The sequence below is a fragment of the Saccharopolyspora sp. NPDC047091 genome, assembly GCF_040643635.1.
Classification (GTDB): domain Bacteria; phylum Actinomycetota; class Actinomycetes; order Mycobacteriales; family Pseudonocardiaceae; genus Saccharopolyspora_C.
Window position 1 is genome coordinate 17296 of record NZ_JBEYUS010000016.1, and the last position, 20636, is coordinate 37931.

Here is a 20636-nt window from a genome sequence, read left to right on the forward strand (position 1 = left end):
GCGCAGGCGATGAATCGCATCGCCGATACGTCTTGGACGCGGGCTCCGCCGCCGGGCTTCACTCGGGCCACACCGCCCGCAGCGATCCCCAGGAGAGACCCGATGTCCGCAGCCTCCGCCACCCGCACCTTCCGCATCGCCGCGATCCCCGCCGACGGGGTCGGCGAGGAGGTCGTCGCCGCCGGGCGCACCGTGCTCGACGCCCTCGCCGCGGACTCCGGCGGCGCGTTCGCCTTCGACTGGACCGAATTCCCGTGGGGCTGCGGCTACTACGCCGAGACCGGCCGGATGATGCCCGCGGACGGGCTGGAGCGGCTCCGCGACTTCGACGCCCTCTACTTCGGCGCCGTCGGCTGGCCCTCGGTGCCCGACCACATCAGCCTGTGGGGGCTGCGGCTCAACATCTGCCAGAACTTCGACCAGTGGGCCAACGTGCGCCCGGTGCGCTTCCACCCCGGCATCACTTCACCGCTGCGCAAGGCGGACCACGCCGAACTGGACTGGGTGGTGGTGCGGGAGAACAGCGAAGGCGAGTACGCCGGGCTCGGCGGGCGGAACCTCTCCGGCCGCGGACCCGGCAACGAGGTGGCGCTGCAGACCGCCCTGTTCACCGAGCACGGCTGCGAGCGCATCATCCGCTTCGCCTTCGACCTCGCCCGGCAGCGCCCGCGCAAGAAGGTGTCCTCGGTGACCAAGAGCAACGCCCAGCAGTACGGCATGGTGCTGTGGGACGAGGTGTTCGCGCGGGTCGCCACCGAGTACCCCGACGTGGCGACCGAGAGCGTGCTGGTCGACGCGATGGCTGCCAAGTTCGTGCTCAAGCCGGAAGACCTGTCGGTGGTGGTGGCCTCCAACCTCAACGCCGACATCCTCTCCGACCTCGGTTCCGCGCTCGCCGGGAGCCTCGGCCTCGCCGCCAGCGCCAACCTGAACCCGGAGCGCCGGTTCCCGTCCATGTTCGAGCCGGTGCACGGCTCCGCCCCCGACATCGCCGGGCAGGGCCTGGCGAACCCGGCGGGCGCCCTCGGCAGCGCGGCGCTGATGCTCGACCACTTCGGCCTGCACGCCGAAGCGACCCGCCTCCGCGACGCCATCGACGCCACCACGGCCGCGGGCATCCGCACCCCCGACGTCGGCGGCACCGCCAAGACCACCGAGGTCACCGCCGCGATCCTGGACCACCTCGGCTGATCGGCCGGTGGACCACCCCGGACCGCACCGGCGAGAACGGGAAAACCGGGGATCGGTGCGTGTTCAGGGGTGGTTCACCGGGGCGACGTCGTGGTGTCGGGTCGGCTCCACGCGGTGGCGACACGATGTGCCGGACGTACGCCGAGCCGAGGAGCCGCAGTGAAGCCTGACCGCCGTCTGCTGATCGCCCTGGCCGCCACCGGCCTGACCGCCGCCGCCGCGATCGCGGCGCCGAGCGCGTTGGCGGGCCCGGGGGCGCGCGCCGCCGAGCTGCCCGACCCCGCGAGCTACGACGCCGCGATCGCCTGGATCCCCGACACCCAGTACTACTCGGAGAGCCACCCCGAGCACTTCGACGCGCAGACCCAGTGGCTCGTCGACAACGCCGCGGAGCGCAAGATCGGCTACGCGACGCACACCGGCGACATCGTCGACGACTCCGACGACGATGACCAGTGGAAGAACGCCGACGCCAGCATGAAGAAGCTGGACGACGCGAAGTTCCCGTACGGCGTCGTCGAGGGCAACCACGACGTGGACGGGCGGTACGAGGACTACTTCGGCGACGACCGGTTCGCCGGTTCGCCGGTGCGCGGCGAGTCGTTCGAGAACAACCGCCAGCACTACGACCTCGTGGACGTGGCGGGCAAGCAGGTCATGATGCTGTCGCTGACCTGGGACATGCAGGAGGAGGACTTCGCGTGGGCCGAGCAGGTCCTCGCCGCGCACCCCGACACCCCGGTGATCATCAGCGTGCACGCGTACCTGGAGACCGACGGCTCCTACAGCGAGCAGGGCCAGGAGATCTTCGACCGGATCGTCGAGCCGCACCGCAACGTGAAGGCCGTGCTGTGCGGGCACAACCACGGTGCCACGCACAACGTGAAGGACCTCGGCGACGGCCGCACCGTGCCGGAGATCCTCGCGGACTACCAGAGCGCGCCCGAGGGCGGGCTCGGCTACCTGCGGCTGCTCCAGTTCGACGTGGACGCGGGCAAGATGATCGTCGACACCTACTCGCCGTCCGAGGACGACTCGGACTACTTCGACGGCGAGGACGACTTCACCGTCGACGTGGACCTGAACACCACCGAGTGAGGCCGCGCGGGGGCGCCGCGCGCAGGCGCCCCCGCCACGCATCGTGCACGGGCCGAATTCCCGTGGTCCGGCCGCCGGCCCGACGGCTAGCGTGGGTCGTAATCGCGCCGGGCCTGGCCCGCCGAGACGACCACCCGACGCGTACGGGGCCGCGAAGAACGACTCCCATCGAATCCGCAGCATCACCGAGGCACCGGTGGACGGAATGAAATTCGCCTGCCGGGTTCGTGGGAAGCAGGTAATGACCATGCAAGTGAAGAGCATCTTCGTCTACAGCTCCGGCGGCTGGGGCCGGCACCGGCGCCACGGCTGGGGCTGGGGCTGGGGTCACGGCTGGGGTCACGGCTGGGGCTGGGGCCACGGTTGGGGCTGGGGCCACTGGGGCGGCTGGCGCAAGTGAGCCCCCGGTAGTGATGACCACGACCTGACGCGACGAACGACCTGACGCATCGCCGAGACGGCTCCCGCCCTCCGGTTCGCCGGAACGGGCGGGAGCCGTCGCGCGTGCGGTCAGTGCAGCGAGGTGAGCAGCTCGGAGCTGAACGGGGCCACCTCGTCCAGGCGCCCGGAGAGCACCTTCTCGCTCCACAGCGGGTCCGCGAGCAGTCCGCGGCCCACCGCGACCAGGTCGAACTCGTCGCGCTCCAGGCGTTCCACGAGTTCGTCGATGTCGGTGACCTCGGAGGTCTGGCCGCTGAACGCCTTGGTGAACTCCTGGTTCAGCCCCACCGAGCCGACCGTGATGGACGGCTTGCCGGTGAGCTTCTTCGTCCACCCGGCGAGGTTCAGGTCGGAACCCTCGAACTCCGGGCGCCAGTACCGCCGCGTAGAGGCGTGGAAGGCGTCCACCCCGGCCTCGGCCAGCGGCGCGAGCACGGCTTCCAGCTCGTGCGGCGTGGTGGCCAGCTGCGCCTGGTAGTCGTACATCTTCCACTGCGACGTGCGGAACACGACGGGGAAGTCGGCGGAGACCGACCGGCGCACGGCGGCCACGACCTCGGCGGCGAAGCGCGTCCGCGCCACCGGGTCGCCGCCGTAGGCGTCGGTGCGCCGGTTGGTGCGCTCCCACAGGAACTGGTCGATGAGGTAGCCGTGCGCGCCGTGCAGCTCCACGCCGTCGAACCCGACGCGCTCGGCGTCCGCGGCGGCCCGGGCGAACGCCTCGATGACCGCGTCCAGGTCGGCCTGGGTCATGGCCTGCCCGGCCTCCTCGCCCTTGAGGTCGAGTCCGGACGGGCCCATCGGCGGCGCGTCCGGGAACGGCGGGGCGCCCGCGGGACGGGCCATGCCGACGTGCCAGAGCTGCGGCACGATCTTCCCGCCCGCCTGGTGCACCTCGGCGACGACGTTCTTCCAGCCGGCCAGCGCGTCCTCGCCGTGGAAGCGCGGGATCGAGTCGCTGAGCCCGGCCGAGGCGTGGTCCACGTAGGTGCCCTCGGTGATGATCAGGCCGGTGCCCGCGGCGGCGCGCCGCGCGTAGTAGGCCGCGACATCGGCGCCGGGCACTCCGCCGGGGGAGAGATCGCGCGTCATCGGTGCCATGGCGATGCGGTTCGGCACGGTCATGCCGGCCAGCGCGAACGGGCGGGACAGCGCCTTCGCCGCGCGGTCGGTGGTGCTGCTGCTGGACACGATCTCTCCTCGGGTACTGGTGCGATCTGCGTCCGCTACGCTAAAACCTGACGCTGACGTCAGGGGCAAAGAAATGTGTCCGAGGTTACCCGGGCGCGGCAGGGAGGCCCCGGCGTCGCGACGCACGAGACGAGGAGGCCCGATGCGGATCGGTGAACTGGCGGAGCGGACCGGGGTGAGCGTCCGCGCGCTGCGGTACTACGAGGAGCAGCACCTGCTGCGCGCCGACCGCACGCCCAGCGGGCAGCGGACCTACGCGGAGGCCGCGGTCGAGCGGGTGCGGCTCATCCAGCAGCTCTACAGCGCCGGGCTGTCCAGCAAGCTGATCCTCGGCCTGCTGCCGTGCGTGGAGACCGGTGAGGCCGACCCGCGCATGATGGACCGGCTCGTCGCCGAGCGGGACCGCATCGACCGGCAGGTCGACGAGCTGGTGCGGACCCGGGACCGGCTGGACGCGATCATCGGCTGCTCGCACGCCGCGCACCCGACGACCTCGGAGCGGGCCGCGTGAGCGGGGACCTGACCGGCCGCACCATCGTGCTCACCGGCGCCAGCGCGGGGATCGGCGCCGTCGCCGCCCGCGAGCTCGCCGCGCGCGGCGCCACCGTCGTCCCGATCGGCCGCTCGCCGGAGAAGACCGCCGCGGTCGCCGCCGAGATCGGCGTCGAGCCGCTGGTCGCCGACTTCGCCTCGCTGGCCCAGGTGCGCGAGCTGGCCGACCGGCTACTGGCGCGCTGCCCGGCCATCGACGTGCTGGTGCACAACGCGGGCGGCATCGTCCCGGACCGCCGCGTCACCGAGGACGGGTTCGAGCTGACGCTGCAGAGCAACTACCTCGCCCCGTTCCTGCTGCAGTCGCTGCTGCACGAGCGGCTCAGCGCGTCCCGCGCGCGGACCGTGGTGACCAGCAGCATGCTGCACCGGGTCGCCCGGATCTCGTTGCAGGACCTGGACTTCTCCCGCCGCCGCTACTCGTCGTTGCAGGCCTACGGGCAGGCGAAGCTGGCGGAGGTGCTGTTCGTCGAGGAACTCGCGCGGCGCACCCCGGACACCGGCATCACCGCGGTCGCCTTCCACCCCGGCACCGTCGGCTCCGGCTTCGGCCGGGACAGCGGCGGCGGGATCGCACTGCTGTACCGGACGCGGCTGGGCCGGACGTTCCTGCTCGGTCCGGAGCGGGGCGCCGAGCCGCTGGTGCACCTGGCGGCGGATCCGGGCGAGGTCAACGGGAGCTACTACCACCGGATGCGCCCCGCAGCCACCTCGCGGCAGGGCCGGGACGCGGACCTGGCCCGCCGGCTGTGGCAGACCACCGAGGAACTGCTCGGCGCCGAACCCCACCCCGGAGTGCGGTGATCGCGGGAGCGGGAACGGGGCCGCTCAGCTCCCGGCCGGGCCGACGCGTTCGTCCGATTCGGACAGTGCCCGGTAGAGACGGCTCTCCTCCTGCAGCAGCGGCAGCGATCCGCGCTCCCGCGGCCGTGGCAGGTCGACGTCGAAGGTGCGCACGACCCGCCCCGGCCCGGCAGCCAGCAGCAGGACCCGGTCGGCGAGGAACACCGCCTCCCCGACGTCGTGCGTCACGAACACCACGGTCGCCCCGGTCCGCGCGCGGATGCGCAGCAGGTCCTGCTGGAGCCGGGTGCGGGTGAGGTGGTCCACGGCCCCGAACGGTTCGTCCATCAGCAGCACCTCCGGTTCCGCGGTCAGCGCCCGCGCGATGCCCGCCCGCTGGCGCATGCCGCCGGAGAGGTGGTGCGGGTACGCGTCCTCGTAGCCGGACAGGCCGACCAGGTCGAGGTGCTCCCGGGCGGCGGCGCGGCGCGCGGACCGGCGCACGCCGCGCAGCTCCAAGCCCAGTTCCACGTTCGCCAGCACGGTGCGCCACGGGTACAGCGACGCGTCCTGGAAGACCACCCCGATGCCCTCGCGCGGTCCGGTGATCGGTTCGCCGCGGAAGCGCACCTCGCCGGAGGTCGGTGCCTGCAACCCGGCCAGCACCTCGAGCAGGGTGCTCTTCCCGCAACCGCTCGGCCCGAGCAGGCAGACGAACTCGCCCGCGGCCACGTCCAGGTCGATGTCGGCGAGCACCTCGTTCGAACCGAACGACTTGTGCACCGAGCGCACCTCGAAGATCGCCATCGCGTCTGCTCCCGTCCGCTCAGCGTCCGGCGCGGGGCCGGGGGTAGGTGAAGGGCTTGCGGAACTCCTGCGGGATGAACCGCAGGTCGATGAAGCGCTCCGCGTCGTAGATCCGGTCCTGGTTGCCCACTTCGACCTCGATCTCCTGGCTGTGCCGGATCGCGGCGGGGTCGACGTCCGGGTTCGCGTCCCACACGTCGTCCTCCTGCCGGATGGCGCGGGCGACGGCTTCCGGGGCGAGCTTCAGCTTCCCCTGCAGCCACGGGACGTAGGTCGCGTAGTTCGCCTTCGCATCGGTGTACGAGGCGAAGTAGGCGCGCAGCGCGCGGCGCAGCACGTCGGGGTGCTCGCGGATGACGTCGTCACCCGAGATGAGCACCCCCGTGTGGTACTCGGGCAGGTAGTCCCAGGCCCGTGCCAGCGTGACCGCCTCGCCTTCGAACTCGCCGAGCGCGGGGAACGGCTGGTGGATGATCGTGGCGTCGACCTGGCCGGTGCTGAGCGTGCCGTAGGCCTGCTCGTTGATGCCGTTGTTCACCAGCGCCACGTCCCGGTCCGCGTCGAGCCCGTGGGCGCGCAGCACGTACCGCAGCGTGGTGTCCAGGTTGCTGCCCGCCTTGGAGTTGCCGACGGTGCGCCCGCGCAGGTCTTCGACGCGGGTGATGCCGGGGCGGGCGATGAGGAAGTACGGGCCCTTGCTGCGGAACGCCGAGGACACGATCTTCAGCGGGGAGCCGAGCACGGCGGCGCGCAGGTACTCGGTGGTGGGGCCGAAGGCGAAGGTGAGTTCGCCGGTGGCCACACCGGTCACGGCGTCCTCGACGTCGGTGAACTCGACGGTGAGGCCTTGGGCGGCGAAGTGCCCGCGTTCCACGCCCCAGCGGATCGGCTGCTGGGTGTACTGGGTGCCCGCCTGCAGGGTGATGGTGGCGTCGGCGCCGTCGGTCCGGGTGCCACCGCCTCCGGCGCAGGCCGCGGTGCCCGCGAGGGGCAGCAGGGCCGCGGCGGTCAGCGACAACCGGGCGAACTCGCGGCGGTTCATGTGTGCTCCAAGGAGTGTCAGGAGTGCTTCCAGCGCAGCAGGACCTTGCGTTCCAGCAGGCCCACACCGGAGATGATCAGCGCGGACAGCACGGTGGTGAACAGGACGAGCGCGAAGACCGAGGCGGTGTCGTACACCCCGACCGCGCGGTTGAGCAGGTTGCCCAGCCCGCCCTTGGACGCGGTGATCTCCGCGAACAGGGCGGCCACCAGCGCGGTCCCGGTCTCCACCTTGATCGCGGCCACGATCGAGGTCGTCGCCGAAGGCAGGACCACCTTGCGGATCAGCTGCGCGCGGCTCGCCCCGAACGAGCGGGCGACCTTGAGGTGGTCCGCGGAGACCTGCTTGATGCCCGCGATGGTGTTGTAGACGAACAGGAAGTAGCAGAACAGGAAGACGATCACGATCTTGTGCGCGGCACCGATGCCGAGGTACAGCGTCAGCAGCGGGATGATCGTCACCTTCGGCACCGCCATCAGCGCGGCCACGAACGGGTTCAGGAACGTCCCCGCGTTGCGGGACAGGCCCATCCACACGCCGGTGGCGACGCCGAGCACGAGGGCCAGCGATGCGCCCGCGGCCGCCTCCCCGAGGGTCAGCAGCAGATTGCCGAGCAGGTCCTGCTCGGTGAACAGCGCCGGGTAGGCGCCGAGGATCTCGGTGGGGGAGGCCAGGTAGATCCGCTTGACCCGGCCGCTGTCCACGGCCCACTGGAGCACCGCGAGCACGGCGGCGACCAGCAGCAGCTGCCCGCCGAGGAGCGCGAATCCGGTGCGGTGCCGTCGTTTCCCGGCGGCGGGCGCGGTCGCGGTGGCCGGCGCGGCCGGTGCTTCTCGAACGGTCATGGCGCGGTCGGCCTCCTCACCGGTGCGGGGCCGACCGGCGGCACGTCCAGCCCGAGGTGGTCGCGGAACGTGCCGCCCGCGTAGTCGTCGCGGTGCAGCCCGCGCCGCCGGAGTTCGGGCACCACCAGGTCGGCGAAGGCGCGCACCGAACCGGGGACGTGCGGCGGGAAGATGTTGAACCCGTCCGCGGCACCGCCGTCGAACCAGTGCTGCACGAAGTCGGCCACCTGCACCGGATCGCCGACCACCGAGGCCCGGCCCGCGCCGGTGCCGAGCCCGTCGATCAGGTCCTGGTAGGTGATGCGGTGCTCGCCGGAGAGGTCCCGGTGGGTGTGCGCGCGCACCTGGTCGAGCAGCGCCCGGCCCTGCTCGTCGAGCTCGTCGGCGAGGGCGGCGGGCACCTCCTCGTCCGGGTCGTGGCCGCGCACGTCGACGCCGAGCTCCCGGGAGACCGAGGTCAGGTTGCGGCGGGGCCGTTGCCCCAGGGCGCCGCCGCGGTGCAGCGGGCCTGCGGTCCGCTCCTCCTCGTCCAGCGGCAGGAACGAGTTGAGCAGGTCGTACTCGGCGACGGCGTCCCGCGTGGTGGCGCCGGTGTACACGCTCAGCCCGGGCAGGATGCGCGGCAGCCCCGGGTCCCTGCCGTGCGCGGCGGCCCGGGCCTTCACGTCGGCGTAGTACTCGCGGGCCGACTCGAAGTCGGGGTGCCCGGAGAACACCACGTCCGCCTCCCGCGCGGCGAGGTCCCGGGAGCGTTCCGAGGTGCCCGCGTGCAGCAGCACCACCTGCCCCTGCGGCGGTCGCGGGACGTCGAGCGGCCCGTCCACCTCGAAGTGCGCGCCGCGGTGGTCGATGGGGGCGCCGTGCGCGCCGCTGTCCCACAGCGCGCGCACCACGTCGACGAACTCGCCCGCCCGGTCGTAGCGCCGGTCGGTGTCCCAGTGCTCGGTGCGGCTGAAGTTCCCCGCCGCCGCGGCGTCCGCGCCGGTGACCAGGTTCCACGAGGCGCGGCCGCCGCTGAGGTGGTCGAGGGAGGCCGTCAGCCGGGCCACCGAGTACGGGTCGTGGTAGGTCGGGTTCGCGGTCACCGCGATGCCGATCCTGCTGGTGGCGGCGGCGATCGCGGCGCCCGCGGTGAACGGTTCCAGTCGCGACATCTGCGCCGGGTTGGTGCGCGCCAGCGCCGGATCGGTGGCGAGCCGGTCGCCGAGGAACACGAAGTCGAAGGCGGCGTCCTCGGCGATCCTGCTGACCTGCTGGATGAATCCGATGTCGTAGGCGCCGTCCGCGCGCGCCGACGGGTGCCGCCATCCCGCCGGGTGCGTGCCGGTGGCCCAGAACATCAGGCCGAGGTGCAGTCGTCGTGCGGTCATGACGCGGTCCCCGTTCGCGGTGGTGCGGGCCGCCGGGCGGGATCGCGGCGGGCCGGTCGGTCGAGGTTCAGGTGCGAGCGCAGGCTGCGGCCCGCGTAGTCGTGGCGGAACACGCCGTGGCGGCGCAGCAGCGGCACCACCAGTTCGGTGAACCGGCGCAGCTGGCCCGGCTGCGGGGGCGCGTGCAGCAGGTAGCCGTCCACCGTCCCGGCGGAGAAGGCCCCGGCGATGTGCCGGGCGACGGTGTCCGGATCGCCGACGAGCACCGATCCGCTGGCCAGCGCGCGTTCGCCGCTCGGCTCGGCGTGCAGCTGTTCGTGCAGGTCCCGGACGTCGGCCACGTCCTCGCCGATGACGGGGATCAGGTCGGGCAGCACCAAGCCGCGCCCGGTGCGGGCCGCGGCACCGCCGGGCAGCGCCAGTTCGGCGTCCGGGACGGCGGCGGCGAGCTCGTCGCCGGCGTGCGCCAGCACCGGTCGTCCCTGCGGCGGGCGCGCCAGGTTCAGCGGTCCGCGCACTTGGAAGTGCGCGCCGACGTGGTCGACGGCGCTGATGCGGTCCGCGTCGACGAACGCGCCGGAATCCTTGTCCCGCACGAAGGCGCCGTCGTCCCAGCTGTCCCACAGCGCCCGCACCAGCTCGACGAACTCGCGGGTGCGCTCCACCGCGGCGGACCGGGGGAGCGGACCGGTGCGGTCGCCGCCGGGGTGTTCCTCGGTGACGAGCCAGCCGGCGCGCCCGCCGGAGATGTGATCCAGGGACGCCACCAGCCGGGCGAGGTTGAACGGTTCCTGCCGCAGCGGATCACCGGTGGCCAGCAGGCCGATCCGGGTGCTGCGGACCGCCGCGTGCGCGGCGGCGGTGAACGGTTCGAGCCCGGTGCCAGGACCGAGCCTGCCGTCGAACAACACGAAGTCGAACGCGGCGTCCTCGGCGAGGCGCACGGCTCGTTCGGCCTCGTCCGGCGGTCCGCCGGTCCGGTGGGCGTAGCCGAGGTGCAGCTGCCGGGGGCGTTTCTTGGTCGGATGTCTTCCCATCGGTGCCTTCTGCAGATCGTGCGCGGTCGCCGCGAACGGCGGAACGCGTTGCTGTGGCGGGGTTTTCCGGCGCGCGGCGGTGCGCGCCCGGCCGCACCGCGGTGCGGCCGCTGGAACCGGGGCGTGCCGGGGCGACCCCGGTCCGCAGTGGACCGGGAGGTCGCGGGAGATCGTGTCCGCAATGGACTGGAGCTGGAACGCCGTTGCGGCGCCGGAACATCGCGGCGGCGCGCACCGTGCGGCGCGCCGGGAACGTGCGGCGGTGGGTCAGCCGGTACAGCCGCGGTGCGCGGCTGGGTGTTGCGTGCTGAGCCGCCCGGAACGGGCCGACCGAGTTGGCATGCCGGGAAGTCTCACGACGGGGCCCGCCGCCGTCAAGCCGCCGCCGATCCGTCGCACGAGGTGGGAAGTCGCAGGTCAACGCGCCGGTTGCCGCCGCAGGGCGGGCTCCGGTGAGCCGCGGCGGCCGGGGTGACCCCGGACACGTCGGTCCGCCGCGAGCGCGGCGAGCACCCCTGTCGTGGGCCTCGTTGCCGCCGCGGCGCGGGGTGGCCGATACTCGCGCCGTGTCGAAGCCAGGTGAGACCCCAGCGCGGACCGGTGCCAAGGAGCGCGGCTCGGAGGTGCAATCCGTCGCGCGCGCTTCGGCGCTGCTCGAAGCGGTGGTGGACAGCGCCGACGGGTTGACGCTGACCGAGCTGGTGCGCGAGAGCGGGCTGACGATGAGCACCGTGCACCGGTTGCTGCGCACCCTGTGCTCCGGCGGCCTGCTGTGCCGGGACTCCGGTACCGAGCGCTTCCTGCCCGGTCCCCTGTTGCTGCGGCTCGCCCGCCGCTCGCTGGCCTCGGCCGGGGTGCCCGAGGCGGCCGACGTGTTGCGGGACCTCGTCGACCGCACCGGGGAGACCGCGAGCCTCGGCATGCGCCAGGGCGAGCAGGTGCTGGTGCTGCTGGTGGCGCAATCCGCGCAGCCGCTGCGGTTCCAGGGCGTGCAGGGCGAGCACCGCGCGCTGCTGCGCTCGGCGATGGGCCGGGCGCTGCTGGCCTGCGGCGACCGCCCGGTGCGGGAGGTTCTCGACGAGCTGCTGCCCGGCTCCGGCGAGCAGGAGCGCTGGGAGCACGAGGTGGACCTGATGGCGGCCCGGTTCCGCGGATGCGCCGTGTTCGACGATCCTGACCGCGCCGGGCTGCGCGCCGTCGCCGCCCCGGTCCCGGGGCACCGCGACGGCGGGCGGCTGGTCGTCGAGGTGCAAGGCCCGGCCGCGCGGATGGCGGACGAGGAGCTGGAACGGTTGGGCGCGGCCGTCCGCGCCGCCGCCGAGGACCTGCACGGGCTGCCGCTGTCGCTGGGCGCCGCGGACGCCTGACGTCCCGGGCGCGCGTGCCACCGAACCTCGTCCGGGTCAACCCGCCACCAGCGACTTCCGTGATGTGGGAGGTGTTGCCACATCGTGCAAGTAGCCGTTGACCGGCCGCGTCGCCCCGCCCTACGTTGCTCATCGATACCGCGACCGGCAGGGAGGTGACCGATGAGCCCGCAGCGATCCGACGCGAACGTGGTCATCTCCCCGAACCACCCGGTGTTCGACCTGCCGGAGATCGTCGCCCTGGAACACGGCATGTTCGCCGCCGCCGGACTGGACGTCCGCTTCGCCGAACGCGCCGGACCCGAGGACCGCACCGAGCGCGATCCTGCGGCACGGCGCAAGGAATCGCTGTTCGAGCACGCGCAGGCCGACGTCTACAACCTGTGCGAATGGGGCGGAATCGACCGCCTGGAGCGCAATCGCAGGCCCGGCAGGCTCGGCTACCTGCGACCCGCGATCGTCGCCCAAGCCCTGGTGAGCTTCGACCCCGCGCTGCAGGAACCGCACGACCTGAGCGGGATCCCGGTCGGCGTCAACGAGTTCACCGGCTCGCACTACACCGCCCTGCACCTGCTGGAAGGCGCGGTGGCGCGGGAGAACGTCGTCGTCGAGCACGTCGGCTTCCCCGAAGTCCGGTTGCAGCGGGCCGAATCCGGCGCGGTCCGCGCCGTGATGCTGATGGAGCCGTACCTGAGCCTGGCGCGCAAGCGCGGCGCCCACCTGCTCGGCACCTACTTCTACCGGGGTGTGGAGGTCATCGCCCCCGAGCTGTCCGACACCGCCCGCGAGACCTTCGTCGGCGTCGTCGACGCCGCGGTCGACCTCATCAACGCCGACCCCGCCCGGTACCGGCACCACCTGGTCGCCGAGGTGGCGGGCGAGCTCGACGAATCCGAGCTCGGCACCGAGCACTTCCGCTACACCCGCGCCACCCCGGTGACCGAACGCCGGTTCACCGAGAGCTACGCGTGGATGCGCTCCTGGCGCCTCACCTCCGGCGCGCACGGCTACCGCACCCTGCTGGGGTTGCGGTGAACCGGCCCGCCGGTCTCACCCGGCGCAGGTACGTCGACTGGTGCTCGCTCAACGGCGGGCTCTGTTCCCGCTGAACCCCGGTCTCCACCGCACTTCCCGCTTCCTCTCCGCCCTCCCCGGCGCGCGTCGGCGTGCCCGGGTCGGGCCACTCCTCCGTCCCCTGCTCTTGGAGCGTCGTCATGAACACCTGGACCGGTGGTGCCCCACCAGTTCTCCGCGGCCCGGTCGGCCGCCGCGCCGTGCTGCGCGGCGGCCTGGCGGCGGCGCTCGGACTCGCGAGCGCCGGGGTGCTGTCCGGCTGCGGCAGCGGATCGCCCGGGGCGGCGAAGGTGGAGGACACCCAGAAGGGCACCGCGGGCGCGGTGATCCGGCCCATCGCCGAGCGCTACGGCCTCTTCGGCGACCTGGACCTGGAGCACGTCGCGGGGACCGGCCCCGGCGACGTGCAGAACAAGCTGCTGTCCGGCGCGCTCGACGTGGCCAGCATGGGGCCGATCGGTGCCGTCGTCGCCGCCGAGGCGCGCGCCGAGGTGAGCCTGTTCAGCACCAGCCTGAACAACCACGTGCACTGGCTCGTCCCGGAGAACAGCCCGTACCGCACGGTGCGCGACCTGCGCGGCAAACCCATCGCGACCCCGCCGAACAACAGCGATGCCTACCGCTCGGCGCAGCTGGCGGCCGCGGTGAACGACATCGACTTCGACGCCGACTACGACGTGCACCAGGGCGCGGTGCTGGCCGGGCTTGCGCTGTTCGACCGCGGCGACGTGGAGGCGATCGTCACCATCGAACCGAACGCCACCCTGCTCGTCGGCCGCGGTGCCCGCGAACTCGTCTCGGTGCAGCAGCTGTGGAGCGAGGGCACCGGCGACGGCGGGCGCCTGCTGCTCAACGGGCAGGGCGCCGCCGACGAGTGGCTCGACGCGAACCCCGCGCAGGCCGCCGGGATCGCCCGGCTGCGGCTCGCCGCCCACCAGGTGATCGCCGAGAACCCGGCGGTGCTGGCGGAGCTGCACGAGTACTACGGCATCCCCGCGACCGAGCGCCGGGCCGTCGAACTGCTGCCGCAGCGGCTCGCCGACGTGTACCCGACGGTCTGGGACGAATCGGTGTTCGCCGGGCTGCGCGATCAGATCGACGTCGCCGTCCGAACAGGGCTGATCAAGTCCGCGCCCCCAGCGGAGCCGTTCCGGGTGGTGGGGCGGGCATGAGCACCACCACCGCAACCCGCCGCCCCGGCCCGGCCGTCGCCCCGGCGACCGCACCACCACCCGGGCCGGGTTCGTGGCGCCGCCTCGCCGCCGCCGCGTGGCCGCCCGCCGCGTTCGTGCTCCTGCTCGGCGCGGGCTGGCAGCTGATGGCGGTGCTCGCGGACAGCGTCCTGATGCCGGGACTCGGCGAGATCGCCACCCGCTTCGCCGAGATCGTCGTCGACGGGGACATCCTCACCCAGCTGGGCGTGACCCTGGGCCGGGTGTCCCTCGGCTTCGCGCTCGCCTTCGCCGCCGCGCTCGTGGTGGGCATCGCGATGGGCCGCAACGCGATCGTCCGCCGCTTCTTCGAACCCGCCGTGCTGCTCGGGCTGACCGTCCCCGGACTGGTGTGGGCGCTGCTGTGCGTCATCTGGTTCGGGGTGGGGCTGGCGAACCCGGTGCTCGCCGTCGCGCTGTCCGCCGCACCGGCGCTGACCTTGAACGTGCACCAGGGCATCCGCGCGCTGCCGGGCGAGCTGCTGGAGATGACCCACGTGTACCGCTTCTCGCTGTGGCGCCGCCTGCGGTACCTGTGGCTGCCCGCGCTGCAACCGGCCCTGTTCTCCGGGGCGCGGCTCGGTTTGTCGCTGTCCTGGAAGGTGATCGTGCTGGTGGAGGTCTTCGGGCTCTCCAGCGGCGTCGGCTACCAGCTCAACAACGAGTTCGCCGCGCAGAGCGTCGCCGGAGTGCTGAGCTGGACGCTGCTGTTCGGCGCGGTGATGGCGCTGCTGGAGTACGGCCTGCTGCAGAACCTGGAACGGCGGCTCACCCGCTGGCGCAAGGCGGTGGCGGTATGAGCGCGATCTCGCTGCGCGCGGTGTCGAAGCGGTTCCGCGACGTGCGCACCGGCCGGGTCGAACCGGTCTTCGAGGACTTCTCGCTCGACGTGGCGGAAGGCGAGCTCGTCGCCGTCGTCGGGGCGTCCGGGACCGGCAAGACCACGCTGCTGCACCTGGTCGCCGGGCTGGAACGCGCCGACTCGGGGCAGGTGCGCGTGCCGTCCGGACGCCTCGGCGTCGTGTTCCAGCAGCCGCGCCTGCTGGACTGGATCCCGGTGCGGCGCAACGTGGAACTCGCCCTGGACGCCGCCGGGCTGGATTCCGCCGCGGCCGCCGACGTGCTGGCGGCGGTGGGGCTGGCCGAGCACGCCGACTCCTACCCCTCGGTGCTCTCCGGCGGGCAACGCCAGCGCGTCGCGGTGGCCAGGGCCTTCGCCGTCGAACCGGCCGTGGTGCTGCTCGACGAGCCGTTCAGCGCCCTCGACGAGCTGACCGCCCGTCGGCTTCGGCTGCTGCTGCAGGAGCTGTGGACGGCCCGGCCGCGCACCGGGCTGCTCGTCACGCACAACCCGCTGGAGGCGGCGCTGCTGGCGGACCGGATCGTCGTGCTCGGCGGCCGCCCCGCCCGCGTCGTGCGCAGCCACGAGGTGCCCGCCGCGCGTCCTCGATCCCCGGAGGACCCGGAGCTGTTCGCGCTGCACGGCGACATCGTCGCCGACCTGACCGCGGGGGCGTGACCCCCGCACCACCAAGACCGGACGAACGAGGAGGAGGCCGACATGGCCCACGACAAGGTCACCATGGAACTGCTGTCGCTGGTGTTCTCGCTGCCGCAGCTGGTCGCCGCCGACGAGGGCTACTACGCCGAGGAAGGCCTGGAGGTCGAGTTCGTCCCCAAGGGCTACGCGGGCGCCGGCGTCGGCTTCCTGGAGGACCACCAGCTGCTCAGCGCGTTCGGCAGCACCAAATCCCACTTCGAGAGCGGCGAGGCCACCCTGTACCGCGCCTGCGAGTGGGGCCAGATCCGGCGGTCCGTCGACACCCAGGTCGGCGGGCGGGTGGTGAGCAAGCGCGCCGCAGTGCTCAGCCAAGGCCTGTACGTGCACCCGGACTCGCCCGCCGTGCACCCGCAGGACTTGGCGCGCGAAGCGGTCGGCGTGAACTTCCACCACGGGTCGCACTACCTCGCCCTGCAGACGTTGGAAGGGTTCCTGCCGCGCGAGGAGATCAAGGTGGTGCACGTCGGCGGGCCGCAGCAGCGCTTCGAGGCGCTGCGGGACCGGGAGATCGCGGCCGTCGCGCTGATGGAACCGTGGATCTCGGTCGCCGAGAAGCAGGGGTACCGGCTGCTCGCCGAGGCGTACTACGCCGGTTCGGAGATCGCGAGCCCCGACCTGCCCACCAGCACCTACGAGGCGATCAACCGCGCGGTGGTGAAGGCGGTGCACAAGCTCAACGAGGACCCGCGGCCCTACCTGCACCACCTCATCGGCGAGGTCCCGCCGGAGATCGAACGGCTCTCCGCCGCGGACTTCCGGCTGGACCGGCTGCGCTTCGTGGAACCGCGCCCCTACCCACAGGCGGAGTTCCAGCGCACCTACGACTGGATGGTGAGCTGGGGGTTGGTGCAGGAGGACTCCGGATACGGCAAGGTGGTCGAGAACCTCGTCCGGATCTGAACCGGCGGGACGGCGGACGGCACCGGCCGGTCCGGTGGGAGGTGCCGAGCATGTCGAGCCGCGGACCTCGGGTGTGGCCGCTGTACGCGGGCGGGGTCCTCGGTCCCTACGGCAGCACGATGATCACGCCGATGGTGCACGAGGTCGCCGTCGGGCTGGACAGCTCGGTGACGGTCGCCGCGGCCTCCGTCACCGTCTACATGGTGCCGTTCGCGGCGCTGCTGCTGGTGTCCGGGACCCTCGCCGAGCGCTGGGGCCGCGGGCGGGTGGTGCGCGCCTCGCTGGTGGTGTTCGGGCTGGTGTCGGTGCTGTGCGCGGTCGCGCCGACGATGGAGGTGTTCCTGCTCGGGCGGGCCGTGCAGGGCGCGGCGAACGCGTTCATCACGCCGCTGCTGGTGGCCTCGATCATCGACTCGGTGCCGGAGGAGCGGCGCGGGCGCGCGCTCGGGTGGTTCGCGGCGATGCAGGCCGCGGGGCAGGGGTTCAGCCCGCTGCTCACCGGGGTGGCGGCGGCCTGGCACTGGCGGCTCGCATTCGCCTTCCCCGCGCTGCTGGCGGGGGTGCTGGTGCTGCTGCCGCCGGACGCGGCCGCCTCGGCGCGCCGGGCCACCGGTGCGGTGTCCTGGCGGGTGCTGCTCAACCGCAGGCTGGGGCTGGCCGCGGCGCTGTCGTTCCTGAGCTACCTGGGGGCGATCGGGCTCACCGTGCTGGTGGTGCTGCGGGTCGCGGACGACTTCGGTTTCGGTCCGGTGCAACGAGGTCTGGTCAGCGCGGCGTTCGGTGCCGCCGGGGTGGCGGCGGCCGGGCCGCTGGGCCGGTGGGCGGAGCGCTCCGGGCCGCGGGGGCGGGGGATGGTGTTGAACGGGCTGCTCGCGGCCGGGTTGCTCGCCGCCGCGCTCGGCCCGGGGCCGCTGCCGGTCGTCGCGGGGGTGCTGGCGGCGGGTGCCGCGGTCACCGGCATCCGCACCATCGTCAACGAGCTCGCCGCGACGAGCGCCCCGTCGAACCGGGGTGGGGCGGCGTCGCTGGCGCTGGCGGCGCAGTTCTTCGGCGGGGCGCTGGCGCCGGTGCTGTGGGTGCCGCTCTACGACCTGGACGCGCGCTGGGGTTTCGCCGCCACCTGCACCGCCCCGCTGGCCGCGCTCCTGGTGCTGCTGACCGCGACCTCGCTCCGTCGAGTCCCCGGACCACTCAGGTGAATGGCCCATTCGCCCATCGTGACCGGGCCGATGGGCCATTCACCTGGTGGATCAGCCGGCGGTGCCGGGTTCGCCGAAGCGGGACGCCGGTGCGAGGCCGAGGTTGTCCCGCAGCGTCGTACCGGTGTACTCGGTGCGGAACACGCCGCGGTCCTGCAGCAGCGGGACCACCCGGTCCACCACCTCGTCGAGGCCGGACGGGCTCACGTGCGAGCCGAGGATGAACCCGTCCACCGCCCCCTCCCGCACGTACCGGTCGATCTCGGCGGCCACCGAGGACGGGGTGCCGACGAAGACGTTGCGGTCGAACACCTTCGTCACCACCTGCCGCAACGTGAGCCCCTCGCGGCGGCCCAGCTCCCGCCAGGCCTCGGCGGTGGCGTGCGCGTCCTGCGTCAACGGCGCCCGGCCCTTGATCCACTTGGGGGCCTCGGGCGTCGGCTCCAGGTCCGGCACCGGCCCGTCCGGGTCCACATCGGACAGATCCCGGTTCCACACCGTCTCGGCCAGCACGATCGAGGTGAACGGGTCCATCTGGCGGCTGCGGATGTCGGCGTGCCGGTCGCGGGCGTCGGCCTCGGTGTCACCGAGGATGATCGCGGCCGACGGCAGGATCTTCACCTCGTCCGGGTCCCGCCCCGCCTTGCGCACCCGCGCCTTCACGTCGGTGTAGAACGCACGTGCCTCGTCGAACCGCTGGTATCGGGAGAAGATCGCATCCGAGTTCGCCGCCGCGAAGTCCCGCCCCGCAGGCGATTCCCCGGCCTGCAGCACCACCGGATGACCCTGCGGCGACCGCGGCGTGGCGAACCGCCCGGCGATGTCGAACTGCTCGCCGCGGAACGCGAAGTCGCCGACGTGCTCGTCGCGCAGGAACCGGCCGGTCGCCCGGTCGGCCACCACCGCGTCCGAGCCCCACGAGTCCCACAGCCGCCGCGTCGCCGCCAGCGTCTCCCCGGCCCGCTCGTAGCGCTGCGCGGGGTGCAGGAACCCGCCGCGGCGGAAGTTCTCCCCGGTGGGCGCGTCGAAGCTGGTCACCACGTTCCACGCCGCCCGCCCGCCGGAGAGCAGGTCGAGGGTGGCGAACTTGCGGGCCAGCTCGTACGGCTCGTTGAACGTCGAGTTGATCGTCCCGGCGAGCCCCACGTGCTCGGTGACCGCGGCCAGCGAGGCCAGCACGGTGAACGTGTCCGGGCGCCCCACCACGTCCTGGTCGAAGATCGCCTCGCCGCGGGTGCGCAGCCGCAGCCCTTCGGCGAGGAACAGCAGGTCCAGCTTGCCGCGCTCGGCGGTGCGCGCCCAGTGCTCGAAGGACGCGAAGTCGATGTGGCTGCCCGAGGCCGGGTCGCTCCACACGGTGTCGTGGTTGACGCCGGGGAAGTAGGCGCCGAGGACCACCTGCTTGGCCGCGCTCATCGGGCCACCTCCGCGGTGTTCGCGTACCTGCTGGCCGGGCGCGCCAGCCCGAAGCGCTCGCGCAGGCTGACGGTGTCGTACTCGGTGCGGAACGCGCCGCGCCGCTGCAGCTCGGGCACCAGCCCGTCGGCGAGCGCGTCGAGATCGGTGGGCAGCGCCGCGGGCCGCAGCCGGAACCCGTCGAGCTCCGGCGACGCCGCCCGCCACTCCTGCAGCACGTCGGCCAGCTCCGCAGGGGAACCGGTGACGATCGCGGCATCGGAGCGCAGCGGCGCACCGGCCAGCTCGTCGAGCGGCCGCACCCGGTCCCGCGCGGCGGCCGCGTCCGCGTCCACCGCGACGACCAGTTCGGCGAGGACGCGCAGCGGAGCGCCGGTGCGGCCCACGGCCCGTTCGGCCGCGCGCACCTCGGCGACTATCCGCGGCACGTCGCTCGCCTGCTGCGGCGTCACGAGCACCACGTCCGCCGAGCGGGCCGCCAGCTCGTAGGCGGTCCGGCCGTGCGCCAGCACCACCACCAGCGGCTGGCCCTGCGGCGGGCGCGGCACGATCCCGGGACCGCGGACCGAGAAGAACCGGCCGCTGAAGTCGACGTGGTGCAGCTTGTCCCGGTCCAGGAAACGGCCGGTGGCGGCGTCCCGGATCTCGGTGTCGTCCTCCCAGCTGTCCCACAACCGGCGGACCACCTCGACGGCATCCGCGGCCTCCTCGAACAGGTCGGCCACCGCGGCGTCGACCTCCGGGGTGCCGAGGAGCTCGCGGCGGATCTCGGGCAGGGCGCGCCGCCCGAAGTGCGCGGCCTCGTCGGAGCGCACCGAGGTCTGCACCCGCCAGCCCGCGCGGCCCAGGCTGTCGTGGTCCAGCGTTGCGAGCGCCGAGGCGAGGTGGAACGGCTCGGTGTGCGTCGTGGTGACCGTCGGCACCAGGCCGATCCTGCTGGTCAGCGGCGCGACGAACGCGGCGATCAGCTCCGCGTCGAGCCTGCCGCGCACCCGGTCGGTGCGGCGGTCGGTGGTGCTGAGGTGGTCGTCGGACTGCAGGCCCAGTGCGTCTTCGATCGTCGCGAAGTCGAACAGGCCCCGTTCGGCGGCGCGGACCAGCGCCGTCCAGTAGCCGGGGGTGAACAGCGCTTGTGGCGTGGCCTGCGGATCGCGCCACGCGGCGGGATGCCACCCGGCGCCGTCGAGCGCGACGGCCAGGTGCAGCGGGTGCTCGGGATGTGCGGACATGCGGGGGCGGACCTCCTGCGGAGGGAGCGGAACCGGACGCGAGCGAGCTGCTCAGCGACAGGCCGCGCTGGCGATGCGCAGCAGGTCCACGTGCCGTCGGCGGGCGCCCCGGAAACCGGGGCCGCGCACGGTGTCCCGCATCGGTTCCTCCCTCGCCGGGCGGTGGCGAGCCGGGTTTCCCGCTCGCCGCACCGAGAACTCTACGTTCGCCGCGCCCCACCGCGCCGCTGCGGCCACGATGCGGGACGCCGCTGGTGGCGGGCCCGGAAACGCGGAACGGCCCGCGGCCGGTGGTGCGCCGCGAGCCGTTCCGGTGCGGCGG

General features: G+C 73.3%; 20 protein-coding genes. 12 read left to right on the forward strand and 8 right to left on the reverse strand.

Features of this window, described 5'->3' with window-relative positions:
* Positions 1 to 102 precede the first annotated feature (102 nt).
* From ABZ805_RS10130 to ABZ805_RS10140, 3 genes are all read left to right on the forward strand, one after another.
* Positions 103 to 1191 (forward strand): tartrate dehydrogenase, encoded by a 1089-nt coding sequence (locus ABZ805_RS10130; RefSeq protein ID WP_358437170.1) that lies wholly within the window; start codon positions 103 to 105, stop codon positions 1189 to 1191.
* Between the two features lie 159 nt (positions 1192 to 1350).
* Positions 1351 to 2289 (forward strand): metallophosphoesterase, encoded by a 939-nt coding sequence (locus ABZ805_RS10135; protein WP_358437173.1) that lies wholly within the window; start codon positions 1351 to 1353, stop codon positions 2287 to 2289.
* Between the two features lie 241 nt (positions 2290 to 2530).
* Entirely contained in the window at positions 2531 to 2689 is a 159-nt protein-coding gene (locus ABZ805_RS10140; RefSeq protein ID WP_358437176.1) for a hypothetical protein, read from the forward strand.
* Between the two features lie 110 nt (positions 2690 to 2799).
* On the opposite strand, the gene ABZ805_RS10145 is transcribed toward ABZ805_RS10140, so the two are convergent.
* Positions 2800 to 3921 carry an NADH:flavin oxidoreductase gene (locus ABZ805_RS10145; protein ID WP_358437178.1) on the reverse strand — a complete coding sequence of 374 codons (1122 nt, stop codon included), beginning with the start codon at positions 3919 to 3921 and terminating at the stop codon, positions 2800 to 2802.
* A gap of 142 nt (positions 3922 to 4063) precedes the next feature.
* Between ABZ805_RS10145 and ABZ805_RS10150 the strand changes: the two genes are divergently transcribed.
* Together ABZ805_RS10150 and ABZ805_RS10155 are read left to right on the forward strand one after the other, a co-directional pair.
* On the forward strand, positions 4064 to 4432 hold the full coding sequence (locus ABZ805_RS10150; protein WP_358437181.1) for a MerR family transcriptional regulator: 369 nt from the start codon (positions 4064 to 4066) through the stop codon (positions 4430 to 4432).
* Complete coding sequence (locus ABZ805_RS10155; RefSeq protein WP_358437183.1) at positions 4429 to 5277, forward strand: SDR family NAD(P)-dependent oxidoreductase; 849 nt, start codon at positions 4429 to 4431, stop codon at positions 5275 to 5277. Before ABZ805_RS10150 ends, ABZ805_RS10155 begins: the two co-directional genes overlap by 4 nt.
* Positions 5278 to 5301: 24 nt before the next feature.
* Here ABZ805_RS10155 and ABZ805_RS10160 read toward each other — a convergent pair whose 3' ends face one another.
* The 5 genes from ABZ805_RS10160 to ABZ805_RS10180 are packed head-to-tail and all read right to left on the reverse strand — an operon-like array spanning position 5302 to position 10357.
* Positions 5302 to 6063: an ABC transporter ATP-binding protein gene (locus ABZ805_RS10160; protein WP_358437185.1), complete on the reverse strand. Its 762-nt coding sequence runs from the start codon at positions 6061 to 6063 to the stop codon at positions 5302 to 5304.
* 19 nt (positions 6064 to 6082) lie between these two features.
* On the reverse strand, positions 6083 to 7105 hold the full coding sequence (locus ABZ805_RS10165) for an ABC transporter substrate-binding protein (RefSeq protein WP_358437188.1): 1023 nt from the start codon (positions 7103 to 7105) through the stop codon (positions 6083 to 6085).
* A gap of 17 nt (positions 7106 to 7122) precedes the next feature.
* On the reverse strand, positions 7123 to 7950 hold the full coding sequence (locus ABZ805_RS10170) for an ABC transporter permease subunit (protein WP_358437191.1): 828 nt from the start codon (positions 7948 to 7950) through the stop codon (positions 7123 to 7125).
* The gene (locus ABZ805_RS10175; RefSeq protein WP_358437193.1) at positions 7947 to 9320 is read right to left on the reverse strand and encodes an LLM class flavin-dependent oxidoreductase; all 1374 of its coding nucleotides are present in this window, start codon (positions 9318 to 9320) and stop codon (positions 7947 to 7949) included. Before ABZ805_RS10175 ends, ABZ805_RS10170 begins: the two co-directional genes overlap by 4 nt.
* Positions 9317 to 10357 carry an LLM class flavin-dependent oxidoreductase gene (locus tag ABZ805_RS10180; RefSeq protein ID WP_358437196.1) on the reverse strand — a complete coding sequence of 347 codons (1041 nt, stop codon included), beginning with the start codon at positions 10355 to 10357 and terminating at the stop codon, positions 9317 to 9319. Before ABZ805_RS10180 ends, ABZ805_RS10175 begins: the two co-directional genes overlap by 4 nt.
* Before the next feature lie 566 nt (positions 10358 to 10923).
* Here ABZ805_RS10180 and ABZ805_RS10185 point away from each other — a divergent pair.
* The 7 genes from ABZ805_RS10185 to ABZ805_RS10215 all read left to right on the forward strand — a co-directional run bounded on the left by ABZ805_RS10185 (position 10924) and on the right by ABZ805_RS10215 (position 17669).
* A complete protein-coding gene (locus ABZ805_RS10185) occupies positions 10924 to 11724 on the forward strand; it encodes an IclR family transcriptional regulator (RefSeq protein ID WP_358437199.1) in 801 nt (266 codons plus the stop codon).
* 162 nt (positions 11725 to 11886) lie between these two features.
* Positions 11887 to 12759 carry a nitrate ABC transporter substrate-binding protein gene (locus ABZ805_RS10190; RefSeq protein WP_358437201.1) on the forward strand — a complete coding sequence of 291 codons (873 nt, stop codon included), beginning with the start codon at positions 11887 to 11889 and terminating at the stop codon, positions 12757 to 12759.
* Between the two features lie 179 nt (positions 12760 to 12938).
* Positions 12939 to 13970 carry a PhnD/SsuA/transferrin family substrate-binding protein gene (locus tag ABZ805_RS10195; protein WP_358437204.1) on the forward strand — a complete coding sequence of 344 codons (1032 nt, stop codon included), beginning with the start codon at positions 12939 to 12941 and terminating at the stop codon, positions 13968 to 13970.
* Complete coding sequence (locus ABZ805_RS10200) at positions 13967 to 14809, forward strand: ABC transporter permease subunit (protein WP_358437206.1); 843 nt, start codon at positions 13967 to 13969, stop codon at positions 14807 to 14809. Before ABZ805_RS10195 ends, ABZ805_RS10200 begins: the two co-directional genes overlap by 4 nt.
* Positions 14806 to 15528 carry an ABC transporter ATP-binding protein gene (locus ABZ805_RS10205; protein ID WP_358437209.1) on the forward strand — a complete coding sequence of 241 codons (723 nt, stop codon included), beginning with the start codon at positions 14806 to 14808 and terminating at the stop codon, positions 15526 to 15528. The genes ABZ805_RS10200 and ABZ805_RS10205 overlap by 4 nt, the downstream gene beginning before the upstream one ends.
* Positions 15529 to 15570: 42 nt before the next feature.
* Positions 15571 to 16470, forward strand: coding sequence for an ABC transporter substrate-binding protein (locus tag ABZ805_RS10210; RefSeq protein WP_358437212.1), 900 nt, complete (start codon positions 15571 to 15573; stop codon positions 16468 to 16470).
* Between the two features lie 50 nt (positions 16471 to 16520).
* Positions 16521 to 17669, forward strand: coding sequence for an MFS transporter (locus ABZ805_RS10215; RefSeq protein WP_358437214.1), 1149 nt, complete (start codon positions 16521 to 16523; stop codon positions 17667 to 17669).
* Positions 17670 to 17720: 51 nt separating this feature from the next.
* Here ABZ805_RS10215 and ABZ805_RS10220 read toward each other — a convergent pair whose 3' ends face one another.
* Both ABZ805_RS10220 and ABZ805_RS10225 read right to left on the reverse strand, forming a co-directional pair.
* The gene (locus tag ABZ805_RS10220) at positions 17721 to 19085 is read right to left on the reverse strand and encodes an NtaA/DmoA family FMN-dependent monooxygenase (protein ID WP_358437217.1); all 1365 of its coding nucleotides are present in this window, start codon (positions 19083 to 19085) and stop codon (positions 17721 to 17723) included.
* Positions 19082 to 20314, reverse strand: a complete 1233-nt coding sequence (locus tag ABZ805_RS10225) for an LLM class flavin-dependent oxidoreductase (protein ID WP_358437220.1) — start codon at positions 20312 to 20314, stop codon at positions 19082 to 19084. The genes ABZ805_RS10220 and ABZ805_RS10225 overlap by 4 nt, the downstream gene beginning before the upstream one ends.
* Positions 20315 to 20636: the final 322 nt, after the last annotated feature.